This is a genomic window from Pseudomonas lundensis, from assembly GCF_001042985.1.
In the GTDB taxonomy this organism is placed as follows: Bacteria; Pseudomonadota; Gammaproteobacteria; order Pseudomonadales; family Pseudomonadaceae; genus Aquipseudomonas; species Aquipseudomonas lundensis.
Genome location: NZ_JYKY01000015.1, coordinates 84,836 through 99,494, shown reverse-complemented (window position 1 = coordinate 99,494; position 14,659 = coordinate 84,836). Strand labels below are relative to the sequence as shown.

14 protein-coding genes and 1 pseudogene are annotated in these 14,659 nt (G+C 58.6%); 11 read left to right on the top strand and 4 right to left on the bottom strand.

Annotated elements, in window-relative coordinates; all coding sequences use genetic code 11:
* Window positions 1-46: 46 nt before the first annotated feature.
* Complete coding sequence (locus TU74_RS13775; protein WP_048376859.1) at window positions 47-1,261, top strand: response regulator; 1,215 nt, start codon at window positions 47-49, stop codon at window positions 1,259-1,261.
* A gap of 43 nt (window positions 1,262-1,304) precedes the next feature.
* Here TU74_RS13775 and desA read toward each other — a convergent pair whose 3' ends face one another.
* Window positions 1,305-2,489: a delta-9 fatty acid desaturase DesA gene (desA, locus tag TU74_RS13770; protein ID WP_048376858.1), complete on the bottom strand. Its 1,185-nt coding sequence runs from the start codon at window positions 2,487-2,489 to the stop codon at window positions 1,305-1,307.
* Between the two features lie 149 nt (window positions 2,490-2,638).
* On the opposite strand from desA, the gene dibA reads away from it, so the two are divergent.
* On the top strand, window positions 2,639-4,561 hold the full coding sequence (gene dibA, locus TU74_RS13765) for a phosphodiesterase DibA (protein WP_048376857.1): 1,923 nt from the start codon (window positions 2,639-2,641) through the stop codon (window positions 4,559-4,561).
* A gap of 8 nt (window positions 4,562-4,569) precedes the next feature.
* Here the strand turns inward: dibA and TU74_RS13760 are convergent, their stop codons facing one another.
* Window positions 4,570-4,854 (bottom strand): hypothetical protein, encoded by a 285-nt coding sequence (locus tag TU74_RS13760; RefSeq protein ID WP_048376856.1) that lies wholly within the window; start codon window positions 4,852-4,854, stop codon window positions 4,570-4,572.
* 124 nt (window positions 4,855-4,978) lie between these two features.
* Between TU74_RS13760 and TU74_RS13755 the strand changes: the two genes are divergently transcribed.
* Window positions 4,979-5,638, top strand: a complete 660-nt coding sequence (locus TU74_RS13755) for a glutathione S-transferase family protein (protein WP_048376855.1) — start codon at window positions 4,979-4,981, stop codon at window positions 5,636-5,638.
* 104 nt (window positions 5,639-5,742) lie between these two features.
* Here the strand turns inward: TU74_RS13755 and argH are convergent, their stop codons facing one another.
* Window positions 5,743-7,137 (bottom strand): argininosuccinate lyase, encoded by a 1,395-nt coding sequence (argH, locus tag TU74_RS13750; RefSeq protein WP_047291153.1) that lies wholly within the window; start codon window positions 7,135-7,137, stop codon window positions 5,743-5,745.
* Between the two features lie 241 nt (window positions 7,138-7,378).
* On the opposite strand from argH, the pseudogene TU74_RS24580 reads away from it, so the two are divergent.
* The 8 genes and pseudogenes from TU74_RS24580 to TU74_RS13715 all read left to right on the top strand — a co-directional run.
* Window positions 7,379-7,525, top strand: a pseudogene (locus TU74_RS24580) (sensor histidine kinase); the annotation flags it as partial.
* Window positions 7,522-8,268, top strand: coding sequence for a LytR/AlgR family response regulator transcription factor (locus TU74_RS13745; protein WP_047272798.1), 747 nt, complete (start codon window positions 7,522-7,524; stop codon window positions 8,266-8,268). The pseudogene TU74_RS24580 and the gene TU74_RS13745, both read left to right, overlap by 4 nt.
* Window positions 8,269-8,393: 125 nt before the next feature.
* Window positions 8,394-9,335 carry a hydroxymethylbilane synthase gene (hemC, locus tag TU74_RS13740; protein WP_048376854.1) on the top strand — a complete coding sequence of 314 codons (942 nt, stop codon included), beginning with the start codon at window positions 8,394-8,396 and terminating at the stop codon, window positions 9,333-9,335.
* Window positions 9,332-10,099, top strand: coding sequence for a uroporphyrinogen-III synthase (locus tag TU74_RS13735; protein WP_047279817.1), 768 nt, complete (start codon window positions 9,332-9,334; stop codon window positions 10,097-10,099). The genes hemC and TU74_RS13735 overlap by 4 nt, the downstream gene beginning before the upstream one ends.
* Before the next feature lie 16 nt (window positions 10,100-10,115).
* Window positions 10,116-11,243 carry a uroporphyrinogen-III C-methyltransferase gene (locus TU74_RS13730; RefSeq protein ID WP_048376853.1) on the top strand — a complete coding sequence of 376 codons (1,128 nt, stop codon included), beginning with the start codon at window positions 10,116-10,118 and terminating at the stop codon, window positions 11,241-11,243.
* Window positions 11,240-12,481 carry a heme biosynthesis protein HemY gene (locus TU74_RS13725; protein WP_048376852.1) on the top strand — a complete coding sequence of 414 codons (1,242 nt, stop codon included), beginning with the start codon at window positions 11,240-11,242 and terminating at the stop codon, window positions 12,479-12,481. Before TU74_RS13730 ends, TU74_RS13725 begins: the two co-directional genes overlap by 4 nt.
* A 220-nt stretch (window positions 12,482-12,701) precedes the next feature.
* Window positions 12,702-13,229: a disulfide bond formation protein B gene (locus tag TU74_RS13720; protein ID WP_048376851.1), complete on the top strand. Its 528-nt coding sequence runs from the start codon at window positions 12,702-12,704 to the stop codon at window positions 13,227-13,229.
* 192 nt (window positions 13,230-13,421) lie between these two features.
* Window positions 13,422-13,913, top strand: coding sequence for an Rsd/AlgQ family anti-sigma factor (locus TU74_RS13715; protein ID WP_047279814.1), 492 nt, complete (start codon window positions 13,422-13,424; stop codon window positions 13,911-13,913).
* Window positions 13,914-13,979: 66 nt separating this feature from the next.
* On the opposite strand, the gene TU74_RS13710 is transcribed toward TU74_RS13715, so the two are convergent.
* A complete protein-coding gene (locus TU74_RS13710; RefSeq protein ID WP_048376850.1) occupies window positions 13,980-14,645 on the bottom strand; it encodes an FKBP-type peptidyl-prolyl cis-trans isomerase in 666 nt (221 codons plus the stop codon).
* Window positions 14,646-14,659 lie beyond the last annotated feature (14 nt).

Genomic DNA, 14,659 nt, shown 5'->3' with positions numbered 1-14,659 from the left:
CGCGTGGCATTGACTAAGGTGCATGGACATTTGCCGGAGCGTAATCATGACTGCTGTTGATGTATCCACTGCGCCGAGCGTGCTGATTGCCGAGACCGACCCGTGGTCTCGGGATCTGCTCAAACAAGTGGTACTGAGTGTGCGTTGCGATGCGCGACTGGATGTCTGTGGCGAAGGTCAGGAGGCGATCGCGCTGTTGGGTGACACCCGCTACGATCTGGTGATTGCCGACTGGGACCTCTCTGGCGTCAGTGGCCTCGACCTGTTGCGGCATGTGCGCCAGCGTCGGCGCAGCCCCGTGTTGCCGTTTATCTTGCTCAGTAATCGCAACGACAGTGCCAGCGTGCGTGAAGCCCTGCCACTGGCGCCCACGGCTTACCTGACCAAGCCGCTGGACATGCCCGGCCTGACACAGCGCCTGCAAGGCCTGCTGCTGAGTGCGGGGCAAGAGGTGGCGTGTGATGTTCCGCCGCTGACCCCCGGCATGACACTCAAACGATTTCTGGAACACCGGCGTGCTTCATCGGATGGCGCGCCTTTGCTGGCCGACGTGCAACTGGCGGTCAAACGCAGCCTCAATCCGGGTGGCCTGGACCTCAAACTGCTTGAGCAAGAAGTACGCACCGATCCGCAAATCACGGCGGTGTTGATTGCGGCCGCCAACAGCGCGGCCCAGCATCGGGCCAGTCCGGTGCAGACGCTGGCGCAGGCGTTGCAGCGCCTCGGGCCCGCACAAAGCATGAACCTGGTGCTCGGGTTGACCCTCAAGCGCAGCGCTCGCCTCAGCGATCCTTGCCTGGCCGATTACGCGGAACATTACTGGAACGCGTCGCTGCACACGGCTGAATACGGGCGCACGCTGGCGCGCATGTTGAGCCTGGATCAGGAGCGCTGTTATTGCGCCGGATTATTGCACCGTCTGGGTGATCTGGCGCTGTTGCGCTGTCTGCAAGAGTGGCTACAGGCTGGCGGTGCGCTGGACACGCAAGCCATTGACGAGTCGCTGGCGGAGTTCGGTGCGGCCTATGGTTCAGCATTGCGCACGCGCTGGCGCTTGCCGCTGGAGCTGCGTGAGCTGATCGCAGCGATCTATCACTTGGGTGGCGGGGTGTATTCGCGGGAGGCGTTGTTGATGAATCTGGCGGGGCAGGTGGCCAGTTTGCAGCCTGAAGAAGGGGTGGACGCGGTGGCAAAAAGCAAAACGGCACGCCTGTTGAAAGTCGGCGTGCCGGAGCTGGAGCGTTTGGTCAAAAAGGCTTGAGTGCGCGTCACTGCTACCGCAAGCAGCAGTGACGCGTTCCCGATCAGACCGCTGCGGGGCGCAGCGAGTAGGTTTTCAATTGCTTGGCGAAATCCCGCAACGATTGAATCCCGCTGGCTTCGGCTTCGTGAACCCACTCTTTGATCGCCGCCAGCATGTCGTGCCCGTTGGAGCTGGTCTTGACCCAGATCTGTTGCAAGGCCAGACGCTTCTCGTAAATCACTTTCAGCGACTGGCTGTGCTCCAGCAGCGTCTCGATACGTTGGTGATGACGGTCTTCCAGCAAGCTGGTTTCGCGCGACAGCAAGCGCTTGGCGCGGCGGAACTGATGACGTACCGAATGATCGACCTTGGCCAGCTCTTGCTGAACCAGCGGTGCGATGACCAGCTTGCGGTACTGCGCCATGATCTGGAAACGGTTGTTCAGAATGGCCATGGCGGTGTCCATGTCCAGGCTGCCTTTGCCCTCGACCCGGTGGGCGATGGGCGCAACACGCTGCACTTTGGCCAGGCGTAAAAAGCTGAACACTTTGATCCACGCCCAGCCGAGGTCGAACTCCCACTTTTTCACCGACATCTTGGCCGAGTTCGGGTAGGTGTGGTGGTTGTTATGCAGCTCTTCGCCACCAATGATGATGCCCCACGGCACCAGGTTGGTCGCCGCATCGCGGCATTCGAAGTTGCGATAACCCACCGCGTGGCCCAGACCGTTCACCACACCGGCGGCCCAGACTGGAATCCACATCATCTGGATCGCCCAGATGGTCAGGCCGATGGCGCCGAACAGCAGCAGGTCGATAGCGAGCATGATCGCAACGCCCAACAATTTGTAGCGCGAGTACAGATTGCGCTCAATCCAGTCTTCGGGACAGTTCTTGCCATAGATGCGCAGGGTTTCGGGGTTTTGTGCTTCTTCGCGATAAAGTTCTGCACCTTTGCGCAGAACGGTCGATAACCCTTTCATGACCGGGCTATGCGGGTCATCGGCGGTTTCGCATTTGGCGTGGTGCTTGCGGTGGATGGCTGTCCACTCGCGGGTGTTCTGTGCGGTGGTGAGCCACAGCCAGAAGCGGAAGAAGTGTTTCAGGCCACCATTGAGCTCCAGGGAGCGGTGAGCTGAGTAGCGATGGAGATAAACCGTGACACCGATAATGGTCACGTGGGTCATCAACAGAGTGACTGCCACCAGTTGCCAGGCTGACAGGTCAAGTAAACCGTTGTACCACATAGGCTGTTTGGCCCTCGGGAAGATGAAAAAAACTGCAACACGCATTATCACTATGCAGCCGGATAAAACCAGTCGGCCTTTCAGATAACAGTCGCCGGATGTTTCTTACACTATAATTCCTCTTTTTTTGTAGGCGTTTTAACTGTCTTATGTCGGTTTCTTATCGTGATGCCATGCGTGCAGCCCTGTTATACGGGCTGTTGTCGGTTTTATGGCTGTTTCTCACTGATCACTTATTGAACAGTTTTCTTGATGATTCAGCCCAACTGGCACGCTGGCAGCGGGTAAATAGCTACGTGTGGGTGGGTGTCAGTGCGGGACTGATATTCCTTGCGCGTGCCCGGTTGTTCAGTTTTCTGGGCATGGGCGCTCGCTTGCGCCGCCAGCGTCTGGATCAAGAGCGTCTGCGTCAGGCTGCGGTGGTGTTCGACTGTACCCGGGAAGGGGTGCTGGTCAGCGACCACAATGGAGTCATCGTGCACGTGAACCCGGCCTTGGTAAAAATCACCGGTTATGCGCCCGAGGAAGTGCTGGGTCAACGGCCCAATATGTTCAAGTCGGGGCATCATGGGCCGGAATTTTATCAGGCTGTGTTCGAATCGCTGGAAAAAACCGGCGAATGGCACGGTGAAATCTGGAATCGACGCAAAAGTGGTGAGATCTATCCTCAATGGCAGACAATCCGGGCTGTTCGCGACAATAAAGATCAGATCACGCATTACGTTGCCGTGTTTTCCGATATTTCCGCGATCAAAAATACCCAGAGCGAGTTGATGCGTCTGGCGCATCACGACCCGCTGACCGACTTGCCCAACCGCCTGCTGTTTACTGACCGTGCCGAGCAGGCGTTGGCTTACGCACAGCGTCACAAGTCGGGTTGCGCGCTGCTGATGATCGACCTCGACCATTTCAAAATCATCAACGACAGCATGGGCCACAACGTGGGCGATCTGTTGCTCAAGGCGGTTGGCGAGCGCCTGACGGCGGTGTTTGGCAAAGGCTTTACCGTGGCTCGCCTGGGCGGCGATGAATTCGCCGTGCTGGTGGAAAACTGCACCCAAGTTGCGCAGGCTGCCGGCTTTGCTCAGCAAGTGCTCGAAGTCATGAAGGGCGCGTTCATCCTAGAAACCCACCAGCTGTTTATCAGCGCCAGCGTGGGCATCAGCTTGTACCCCAATGACGCCCTGAATGCCGAACAACTGCTGCGCAATGCCGACTCGGCGCTGTTCAAGGCCAAAAGTGCAGGCCGCGAAGGCTACGCGTTGTACACCGAAGAGCTGACCGCTCACGCGCAATACCGCATCGAAGTGGCCAGTGATTTGCGGCGTGCCCTGGAGCAGCAAGAGCTGCGGGTGTATTTCCAGCCGGTCCACGATCTGACCACCAGCCGCATGGTGGGCGTGGAGGCGCTGGTGCGCTGGCAGCATCCGCAGCGCGGTCTGGTGGCACCAGGCGAATTTATCCCGATTGCCGAGCGCACGGGGCTGATTGCCGAGATTGATGCGTGGGTGCTTGAACAAGCGTGCTGGCAAATGTGCCAATGGCAAGCGGCGGGCGTGGATTTGTCGTTTGTCGCTGTGAACATTTCCAGCCGTCTGTTTGCACGGCCCGAGCTGTATCAGTTGGTGTCCACGGTATTGGCCGACACCGGTCTGAACCCGGCGTTGCTGGAGCTGGAAGTGACCGAAAGTGCGGTTATGGACAATTCGGAGGTGGCGCTCGAGCAGATGCATCGTCTGCGTGAGCTGGGCTTGCGGCTGGCGATTGATGACTTCGGCACTGGATTCTCTTCGCTGTTACGCCTCAAGCGTTTGCCCGTGCAAAAGCTAAAAATCGACCAGGGATTTGTCGCCGGCCTACCCGGTGACGATGACGATGTGGCGATTGTGCGCGCCGTCATCGCGTTGGCTCAGAGCATGGGCATGCAAGTGCATGCTGAAGGCATCGAGTATGTCGAACAGGCGCAGTTCCTGCTCGACCACCATTGCGACTTGGGGCAGGGTTACTGGTTTGGCCGCCCGGTGCCCGCCCGTGATCTGGATTGGCAGCGGGCGCCGACGATTCGCCCCTGAGCGCGGGCTCAGTTCTTCTCGGGTGGCAGCTCTGGCAGAGCGCGTAACGCGGCTTCGTACCACTCGGTGTTGAAGGCGCGGTCTTCTTCGAGGATCGCGTCAATTTCCACCGCCAGCACGTGGGCCATCATGTTCAAAATCTCATCGCGCTCATAACCCACTAGCGTCAGCTTGTTGAACGTGGCTTTGGCAGCAGGTGGATTGTCGGCCTCGATCTGGTTCTCGATGGCCTCGATCAGGGTGTTTTCGGCGAACGCTTCTTCGTCGTTATCGATGTCTGTTGGCTCGCTCATGGGCAGGCTCCTTAAGTAAAGGCCGCAGTTTAACTGCATTCAGCACAATGATGCTGCTAGCCAGTCCGGTGGCGAAGCTCTATAACAAGCGCTGCCCACCCCAACCTGGCCTGGAGGCTTCGCAATGCTCAAGCTTTATGGATTTGCCGTCAGCAACTACTACAACATGGTCAAAATGGCGCTGCTGGAAAAAGGCGTGCCCTTCGAGGAAGTGCCTTTTTTTGCCGCGCAAACCCCTGAAGCGCTGGCCATCAGCCCACGTGGCAAAGTGCCTGTGCTGGGTGTTGAGCAAGGGTTCGTCAACGAAACCAGCGTGATCCTTCAATACATTGAGGACACCCAGCCGGGCACCCGTCTGTTGCCGGTCGATCCGTTCGAGCGTGCGCAGGTGCTGGCGCTGGCCAAGGAAATCGAGGTGTATATCGAGTTGCCTGCCCGCGCCTGTTACCCCGAGGCGTTCTTTGGCATGAGCGTGCCGGACGTGATCAAGGAAAAAGCCAAGGCCGAGCTGATTCAGGGCATTTCGTCTCTGGGCAGGCACGGCAAATTCGCCCCGTATGTGGCAGGCGAAACGTTCACCGTGGCGGATATTTTCTTCCTCTACAGCGTGAGTCTGGCGTGTGCTGTCGGGCAGAAAGTGTTTGAACTGGATTTGCTGGCCGAATGGCCTGCGGCCAAAGCATTACTCAAGCAGCTTGAGCAAACCCCGCACGCACAGAAGATCGCAGCCGACAAAGACGCGGCCATGCCGCAATTTTTGGCGTGGATCAGTAGCAAGAAATAATCGGACGCCTTGGGCGCCCGACGAAGTCGCTGGCGAGTGGCATGAGGCCAGTTGATAGGGCGGCGCCCGATCACCGCCTCGTGTCTCGACAGCGACTCCAGGTTTCAGCGGTTGGCCAGCAAGGCTTTGCCGCGAGTAACCGCTGCCTTGACCTGTGCCGGGGCAGTGCCGCCGATGTGGTTACGCGCATTCACCGAGCCTTCCAGGGTCAGCACTGCAAACACGTCATCGTCGATCTGGTCACTGAACTGACGCAGTTCTTCGAGGCTCATCTCAGCCAGGTCCTTGCCTGTTTCAACCCCGTACTTCACGGCGTGGCCCACGATTTCGTGGCAGTCGCGGAACGGCAGGCCGCGGCGTACCAGGTAGTCCGCCAGGTCGGTCGCCGTGGAGAACCCGCGCAGTGCGGCTTCGCGCATGATGGCGTGCTTGGGTTTGATCGCCGGGATCATGTCGGCAAATGCCCGCAGCGAATCGCGCAGGGTGTCGGCGGCATCGAATAACGGCTCTTTGTCTTCCTGATTGTCCTTGTTGTAGGCCAGCGGCTGGCCCTTCATCAAGGTCAGCAGGCCCATCAGGGCGCCGAACACACGGCCGCTTTTGCCACGAACCAGCTCGGGCACGTCAGGGTTTTTCTTTTGCGGCATGATCGAGCTGCCGGTGCAGAAGCGGTCAGGCAGGTCAATGAACTGGAACTGCGCGCTGGTCCACAGCACCAACTCTTCGGAGAAGCGCGACAAGTGCATCATCGCGATGCTGGCGGCAGCGCAGAACTCGATGGCGAAATCGCGATCCGACACGTTGTCCAGCGAGTTGCCACCCACGGCGTCGAAGCCCAGCAATTGTGCGGTGAATTCGCGATCGATCGGGTACGTGGTGCCCGCCAGCGCGGCGCTGCCCAGCGGCATGCGGTTGGTGCGCTTGCGGCAGTCCACAAGGCGCTCGTAGTCGCGGCTGAGCATTTCAAACCACGCCAGCATGTGGTGACCGAATGTCACGGGCTGGGCGGTTTGCAGGTGGGTGAAGCCGGGCATGATGGTCTCGGCTTCGCGTTCGGCCTGCTCCAGCAGCCCTTTTTGCAAACGGGTGATTTCAGCCAGGATGAGGTCGATTTCATCGCGCAGCCACAAGCGGATATCCGTCGCAACCTGATCGTTACGGCTACGGCCGGTGTGCAGTTTTTTGCCGGTCACGCCGATGCGGTCGGTCAGACGCGCCTCGATGTTCATGTGCACGTCTTCCAGATCAATGCGCCAGTCAAACGTACCGGCTTCAATTTCGCTCTGGATGGTCTTCAAGCCATCGATGATGCTGTCGCGTTCGGCATCGGTCAGCACACCGACCTTGGCCAGCATGGTGGCGTGGGCCACGGAGCCCATGATGTCGTGACGATAAAGGCGCTGGTCGAAGGTGACGGAGGCGGTGAAGCGCGCAACGAAGGCGTCGACGGGTTCACTGAAGCGGCCGCCCCAGGACTGATTGGTCTTGTCGGTGCTCATGGATTCGCTCGTAATCGGCTGAGGGGAGTTACACAAAAAGTTACCGCGAATCATAACAGGGTTGCCGTTCAAGGCGTTGACGCAGGTCGGTTGGTTTTAGTCCGAACTGAGGTATAAAAAAATACCGAAACGAATTGTATCGATTGGGCGCCTTCGGCTTGGCAACCGTCTACAGTTGGTCGTATGGATAAGTCGTTACAGATGTTTGCTGGTGCTTCGACGGATCCGCAATTAAAACGAGCAACAGACACAGGTGAATATTGCTGTGCGGTTTGCGGCACTTTTTGGCCTTCGCGCTAGTCTTAGCATCGATCGCCGTGACAGCCGTCACTTCACCTGTCTACGCTATCCTTGTGCGAGACTCACGCAGGAATACAGCGCTATATGAATGTCCTGATCGTTGATGACGAAACCCTGGCCCGCGAGCACTTGAGCCAACTGCTCGGCTCGCTTGAGGGCTACACATTGCTGGAACCCGGCGCCACTGATGGCGAAGAGGCGTTAAGCCTGATCGAGAGCCTGAAACCGGACGTCGTGTTACTCGACATCCGCATGCCGGGCCTGGACGGGCTGCAAGTGGCTGCGAAATTGTGCGAGCGCGAACTGCCGCCATCGGTGGTGTTCTGCGTGGCGCCAGACGAGTTCCCCGAGCAAGCCCTCAAAGACAGCGGCGTCAGCTATGTGCTCAAACCTGTGAATGCCCAGGACCTGAGCGCCGCCCTCAAAGAGGCGCATCGGCCCAACCGCATTCAATTGGCCGCGCTTACAAGGCCTGCAGCGCAGTCGGGCAGTGGCCCCCGCAGCCACATCAGCGCCCGTACCCGCAAAGGCATCGAGCTGATCCCTATCGACCAGGTGATCTACTTTATTGCCGACCACAAATACGTGACCTTGCGCCATGAAGGCGGTGAAGTCCTGCTCGATGAACCGCTCAAGGCGTTGGAAGACGAGTTTGGCGAACGCTTTGTGCGTATCCACCGCAATGCGCTGGTGGCGCGTAATCGGATCGAGCGTCTGCAGCGTACGCCGCTGGGGCACTTTCAGTTGTTCCTCAAAGGGCTCAACGGTGATGCGTTGATTGTCAGCCGTCGCCATGTGGCGGGTGTTCGCAAAATGATGCAGCAGCTGTAGCACGCGCCAAAAAGGGCGCGTGCGCCCCGTTTTCGGCCAGGGAGGCCGCTGACCTCTGATACAAGTCAAAGCTCATTTGGCTGAGCTGTTATTATCCGCCGTATCTTTTCAGTACGGATTGATCCATGTCCTCTCGCGAAATCCGCATCGCTACCCGTAAAAGCGCCCTGGCTCTGTGGCAGGCCGAATTCGTTAAAGCCCGTCTGGAGCAGGCCCACCCTGGTCTGTTGGTGACGCTGGTGCCCATGGTCAGCCGTGGTGACAAGCTGCTGGACTCGCCGCTGTCAAAAATCGGCGGCAAGGGCCTGTTCGTCAAAGAGCTGGAAACAGCCTTGCTTGAAAACGAAGCCGACATTGCCGTTCACTCGATGAAAGATGTGCCGATGGACTTCCCTGAAGGCCTCGGTCTGTTTTGCATCTGTGAGCGTGAAGACCCACGTGACGCTTTTGTTTCCAACACCTACGCCAGCCTTGACGCCTTGCCCAAGGGCAGCGTGGTCGGTACTTCAAGCCTGCGTCGTCAGGCCCAATTGTTGACCCGTCGTCCGGATCTCGAAATCCGCTTCCTGCGCGGCAACGTCAATACCCGTCTGGCCAAGCTCGACGCGGGCGAATACGACGCCATCATCCTGGCTGCAGCCGGTCTGATTCGTCTCGGTTTTGAAGCGCGCATCACATCCGCCATCAGCATCGAAGACAGCCTGCCCGCCGGTGGCCAAGGGGCTGTAGGCATCGAATGCCGCAGCGCCGACACCGAAATTCATGCGTTGCTCGCGCCCTTGCATCACGCCGACACGGCCGTGCGTGTTACGGCCGAACGTGCCTTGAACAAACACCTCAATGGCGGGTGTCAGGTTCCGATTGCGTGCTACGCCGTGCTTGAAGGCGAGCAGCTATGGTTGCGAGGTCTGGTGGGCGAGCCGAGCGGCGGGACCCTGTTGAGCGCGGATGCCAGGGCGCCTCGCAGCGCTGCTCAGGCGCTGGGTGAGCAGGTCGCTGAGGCGTTGTTGGCTCAGGGCGCGGGCGACATCCTTAAAGCCGTTTATGGTGAGGCAGGTCACGAGTGACAGGCTGGCGCGTGTTGCTGACCCGGCCAACCGAGGACTCGGCGGCACTGGCGGCCGAGTTGGCGACTGCCGGGGTGTTCAGCAGCAGTTTACCGTTGTTGGCGATCCGGCCGCTGGCGTTAAGCGACGCGCAGCGCGCACGGGTTGCCGGGCTGGATCGTTACTGCGCGGTCATTGTCGTCAGTAAACCCGCTGCACGCTTGGGGCTGGCACTGGTCAATCAATACGGGCCGCCGTCGCCCCGGCAGAAGTGGTTCAGTGTCGGGGCCGCCACCGCGCAGATTCTCGCCGACTACGGGCTGGATGTTAGCTACCCTCAATCGGCAGATGACAGTGAGGCCTTGCTGGCCTTGCCGGCGTTCAAACAGGCTGTTGAAGGCGCCGGGCGCAAGGTTTTAATCATGCGCGGGCAGGGCGGGCGCGAGCGATTGGCCGACCATTTGCGCCAGTTGGGGGCAGAGGTCGACTACCTTGAGCTCTATGCGCGTGAATTGCCGTCCTACCCGCCGCATACGCTGAGCCAGCGCGTTCAAGTGGAACGCCTGAACGCGCTGGTGGTCAGCAGTGGACAAGGATTCGAACATTTACGGCAGTTGGCTGGCGATGCCTGGTCCCGACTGTCCGCGTTACCGTTGTTTGTTCCAAGCCCCCGCGTGGCTGAGATGGCGCGCAGCGCCGGGGCCCAACATGTTGTGGATTGTCGTGGCGCCAGTGCCGCGGCTTTGCTGGCGGCGTTACGGGAGCATCCCGTACCTGCCCTCTAATGCAAAGGATGGATACGTGAGCGAAACAATCTTGACTAAAGAACCTGTGCAGCCCGCGCCGCAAACGCAGGCTGAAAAGCCTGTCGTCAAGCCTGAGCGCCGGGGCAATGGCCTGGCGATCGTCGCCTTGTTGCTCGGTGCTGCCGGTGTTGCGGTGGGCGGTTGGGGCGTGTGGCAGGTCCGTCATCTACAAACGGACACGGCGCAACAGCTGAGCGAAGTGCAAGCCCTGGGTGCGCAAACCCTGTCCATCAAACAAGGTGAGCAAAAGCTGCTGACGCGCCTGAATCAATTGCCTTCGGCCAGCCAACTGGATGATCAGCGCCAGTTGGTCGTGCAGTTGCAGGGTGACCAGCAGCGTTTGAATCAGCGCCTTGAAACCGTGCTGGGCGCAAGCCGTAAAGATTGGCGTTTGGCGGAGGCCGAGCATTTACTGCGTCTGGCCAGCCTGCGCCTCTCGGCACTGCAAGACATCACCAGTGCGCAGGCGCTGGTGGAAGGTGCAGATGCCATTTTGCGTGAACAGAATGACCCGGGCTCGTTTGCTGCGCGGGAACAATTGGCCAAAAGCCTCGCGGCCTTGCGCAGTGTCGAACAGCCAGACCGTACCGGCCTGTTCCTGCGACTGGCGGCCTTGCGCGATCAAGTCGCCCAGCTCAATGCGTTGGCCCCGGCTTATCAGGACCAGGGCGACTCATTGCTTGGCCTGACAGCAGACGGGGATGGCGCCAGCCGATGGGCGCAGTGGTGGGACGAAATCTCCCATTACATTCGTATTGATTTCAACGCGGATAAAAACGTCCGGCCCCTGCTGGCAGGGCAAAGCCTGACGCAAGTGCGTCTGGCCTTGAGCCTTGCACTGGAGCAGGCGCAATGGGCGGCGCTCAATGGTCAGGCGCCGGTGTACACCCAGGCTTTGGCGCAGGCTGAAGAGGTGCTTAAAGGCAACTTCAACCAGGACAACCCGCAAAGTCAGAAGATGCTGGAGCAAGTGGTTGAGCTGAGCAAACAACCGGTCACCGTCAAAACCCCGGACCTGTCTGGCACGTTGAGTGCGGTGCAGGCTTACCTTGAGCGTCGCCACGTCAGTGCCGATGAACCGGGTCAGGCTGCGGGCAACCCGGCGCAGGAGACCAGCCCATGAAACGCCTCTATGTGATTGTGTTTCTGTTGATCGCAGCCGCGGCCTGCATCGGCCTGGCAATCGCCGAAGACGCGGGCTACGTGCTGATCGCTTATAAAAGTTTTCGTTATGAGTCCAGTGTGTGGGCCACGCTGGCGCTGATCGTTGTGCTGTGGCTACTGATCTGGGGTATCAAGCTGCTGGTCGAACTGGTGACCGCCTCAACCGGGCTGGTTAATCCCTGGTCGCGCCGCAACCGCAGCCGTCGTGTGCAAATAGCGATCGAACAGGGCCAGATGGACCTTGCCGAAGGACGCTGGGCCAGTGCGCAAAAGCATTTGGCACGTGCGGCCGAAGCGGAGCGCCAGCCGCTGTTGTTTTACTTGGGCGCAGCGCGGGCGGCCAACGAGCTGGGTCATTACGAAGAGAGCGACAAACTGCTTGAGCGTGCGTTGCAGCGTCAGCCACAGGCAGAGCTTGCGATTGCCTTGAGCCATGCGCAGTTGCAAGTAGACCGCGCCGACACCGATGGCGCACTGAACACCCTTCAAACCATGCACGAGCGTCATCCACATAACGTGCAGGTGCTGCGTCAGTTACAGCGTCTGCACCAACAGCGTGGCGATTGGACAGCCTTGATCCGCCTGTTGCCGGAACTGCGCAAAGACAAAGTCTTGCCCGCCAAAGAACTTGCCGAGCTGGAAAGCCGGGCGTGGGGGCAAAACCTCAATTTGGCAGCACAACGCGAGACGGAAGGCGAGGCGGCCCTGCAATCGTTGCAGCGTGCGTGGCAGCAATTGACCTCGGCCCAGCGTCAGGAGCCGGCGCTAATGCTGGCGTATGCAGAGCAATTGCGACAACTGGGGGCTCAAGGTGAGGCCGAAGAAGTGTTGCGCGGTGCTTTGAAACGCAGTTACGACAGCCATCTGGTGCGTCTGTATGGTCTATTGCGCGGCAAGGATCCCGTCAAACAACTGCAAACGGCTGAAGGCTGGCTCAAGGCTCATCCGGCAGATCCGAGCCTGCTGTTGACCCTGGGTCGCTTGTGTTTACAAAACAGTTTGTGGGGCAAGGCCCGTGATTATCTGGAGGGCAGCCTGAAACTTCAGCGCAACCCTGAAGCATGTGCAGAGCTGGCCAGGCTTTTGGCTCAACTGGGCGAAACCGATCGCAGCAATCAACTGTTTCAAGAAGGTTTGAACCTTCTGGATGAGCGTTTGCTAGCGTTACCGCTACCCGCTACTGCAAGTGGTATTTAAGATTGGTCCGACTTGTGCGCAAGTATAAGTCGGCCCTTTTTAAAGAAATCTCGTATTAAATTTGCGGAAAGTAAAATTCCTACGAGATGTAACAAACTATCTTTCAGAGCCTGTCGGTTAATCCTTACAGCCTTAAGGACGCTTCCCCTGAGCCCCACCTTGAAAGGGCCAGCGGCTTTCCACTACCGTAATTACCTGTCTATTTTGTTACGGAAAAGCCATGTTTTTGGCCGGCTCACGTTTCATATTTCTCCTGATGTTTTTGGCCAGTTCGACTGTGCTGAGCGTCTCCTTGTATCTGGAGTACGGGCCCGGTCTTAAACCGTGTTCGTTATGTTGGGTGCAGCGGTTTTTTCTATTGGCCTTTTGTATCGTGAATTTGATCGCCTATGGGCATGCCTCCCGCCCCAAGCGGGTAATGAGTTATTCGATTGTGTCGTTGGTATTGGGGTTTGCGGGGGCGATGAGTGCGGTGCGCCAAGTGATATTACTGCGGGTTCCACCAGAGCAACTGATGTTCTGCCAACCCGACTTCATTTGCATGCTTCACAACTTTTCCTTGAAAGCTGCCCTTTCCGCGCTGTTCAGAGGAAGCGAGGAGTGCGTTCACGTGAGCTGGACGGTCTTCGGCCTCAGCATCCCCGAGCTCAGTTTGCTGGCATTCACCGGCCTGTGCCTGCTCAGCCTTACGCAGATCATTTGCACGTTGATTTCCCGTAAACACAGCCACCCCTGCGACCCGGCGTAGCAGGGTCTATTAAACGCTTGTATGAATTTTCTCTCGTGCGTACCTTGAAGCAGTCACCGTGCGGGCATAATCTGGCCCGCACGCATTACTGGAATATGCCGCCCAATGCCGTTGCGCTCTAGCGCACTTTTGGGTTCAGACAGGCCCGGCCAACGCTGGGTGGCATGAGCCCATAAGGGAAGAGAGATCACCATGCTAGAGAGTTGCAAGAATGCTCAGGAACGTTTCAATGGCGTCCACAAGCTGATTGATAACTGGCTGCATGAGCGCGGCGAACTTGTGAGGGCTTACGAAGCCGTCAAGGTTGAGCATCAGTCCTCGAATCCCAAGCGTAAAACCCAAAAAGAGTTTTGCCAGGTGTTGGTCGACTACGTGTCGGCGGGCCACTTCGAGATTTACGATCAGCTCCATCAAGAAGCGAAAGCATTTGATGATGAGCGCGGGCTTGAACTGGCCAGTCAACTGTATCCGCGCATAGAAAAGATCACCCAAGTCGCTCTGGACTTCAATGACCGTTGTGACGGCAAGGATCATCGTCCTGATTGCGAAAAGCTGGCCGCCAAATTCAACGAGCTGGGAGCCTTGCTCCATGAGCGCTTCGAGTTGGAAGACTGCCTGATCGAAGTGCTGCATAACGCTCACAAACAAATCGTCACGCCCAACCCTGAAGCCATTCAAGCCTGACACACCGTCCCGGTGTGCACGTTGCAGGAGCGCCTGCGCTCCTGCAATCGAAGGCGATGCTGAGCTTTATTTTTTGGTGTCGAGCAATTCGATTTCAAACACCAGCGGTGTGTACGGCGCGATCAAATCCCCGGCGCCGTCAGCGCCATAAGCCTGACTGGACGGTATAACCAGTCGCCACTTCGCCCCGACGGGCATTTGAGTCAACGCGCTGCGCCATCCCGCTATGACACTGTCCAGGCGAAACCACTGTGGCTGCGTGCTTTGATCAAACACCGTGCCATCGGGCAGCCGTCCTGCGTAATTCACGTTGACCCACCCTTGGGCATCAGGCTTTGCACCTGTGCCGGGTTTGAGTTCTGTCAGAAGAATGCCATCCGCCAGTTCACGGGTAGGTGGCTGCGCTTTTTCCTTTACCAAAAAATCGTGTTCGGCCGAGAGCGCTCGCTCGCTTTCTGGCTGCGCGAAGGCTGCATCGATGTGCGCCTGATGCTCCGTCAACACTTGCTCGATGCGAGCATCGCTGAGGGCCAACGGCTTGCCCTGATAAGCCGCGCGCAACCCTTCAATCAACGCATTGAGCTGTAAGTCAGGCACCTCTTCGCGCAAGCGTTCTCCCAGGCTGGCGCCCAGGCTGTAAGCCAGGTCATGGGCGGCATCGGGTGGTGTTGCCAGCGCTGCGTGGGCCAGCGGAGCAAGCCATAAAAAAGTCCAAAAAAGATAGCGAGCCATGGTCACTCTCCGGC

Bases quoted from the DNA above. Each gene is read 5' to 3' on its own strand.
- TU74_RS13775 (WP_048376859.1), top strand. From the start codon at position 47: ATGACTGCTGTTGATGTATCCACTGCGCCGAGCGTGCTGATTGCCGAG.
- desA (WP_048376858.1), bottom strand. From the start codon at position 2,489: ATGTGGTACAACGGTTTACTTGACCTGTCAGCCTGGCAACTGGTGGCA.
- dibA (WP_048376857.1), top strand. From the start codon at position 2,639: ATGTCGGTTTCTTATCGTGATGCCATGCGTGCAGCCCTGTTATACGGG.
- TU74_RS13760 (WP_048376856.1), bottom strand. From the start codon at position 4,854: ATGAGCGAGCCAACAGACATCGATAACGACGAAGAAGCGTTCGCCGAA.
- TU74_RS13755 (WP_048376855.1), top strand. From the start codon at position 4,979: ATGCTCAAGCTTTATGGATTTGCCGTCAGCAACTACTACAACATGGTC.
- argH (WP_047291153.1), bottom strand. From the start codon at position 7,137: ATGAGCACCGACAAGACCAATCAGTCCTGGGGCGGCCGCTTCAGTGAA.
- TU74_RS13745 (WP_047272798.1), top strand. From the start codon at position 7,522: ATGAATGTCCTGATCGTTGATGACGAAACCCTGGCCCGCGAGCACTTG.
- hemC (WP_048376854.1), top strand. From the start codon at position 8,394: ATGTCCTCTCGCGAAATCCGCATCGCTACCCGTAAAAGCGCCCTGGCT.
- TU74_RS13725 (WP_048376852.1), top strand. From the start codon at position 11,240: ATGAAACGCCTCTATGTGATTGTGTTTCTGTTGATCGCAGCCGCGGCC.
- TU74_RS13720 (WP_048376851.1), top strand. From the start codon at position 12,702: ATGTTTTTGGCCGGCTCACGTTTCATATTTCTCCTGATGTTTTTGGCC.
- TU74_RS13715 (WP_047279814.1), top strand. From the start codon at position 13,422: ATGCTAGAGAGTTGCAAGAATGCTCAGGAACGTTTCAATGGCGTCCAC.
- TU74_RS13710 (WP_048376850.1), bottom strand. From the start codon at position 14,645: ATGGCTCGCTATCTTTTTTGGACTTTTTTATGGCTTGCTCCGCTGGCC.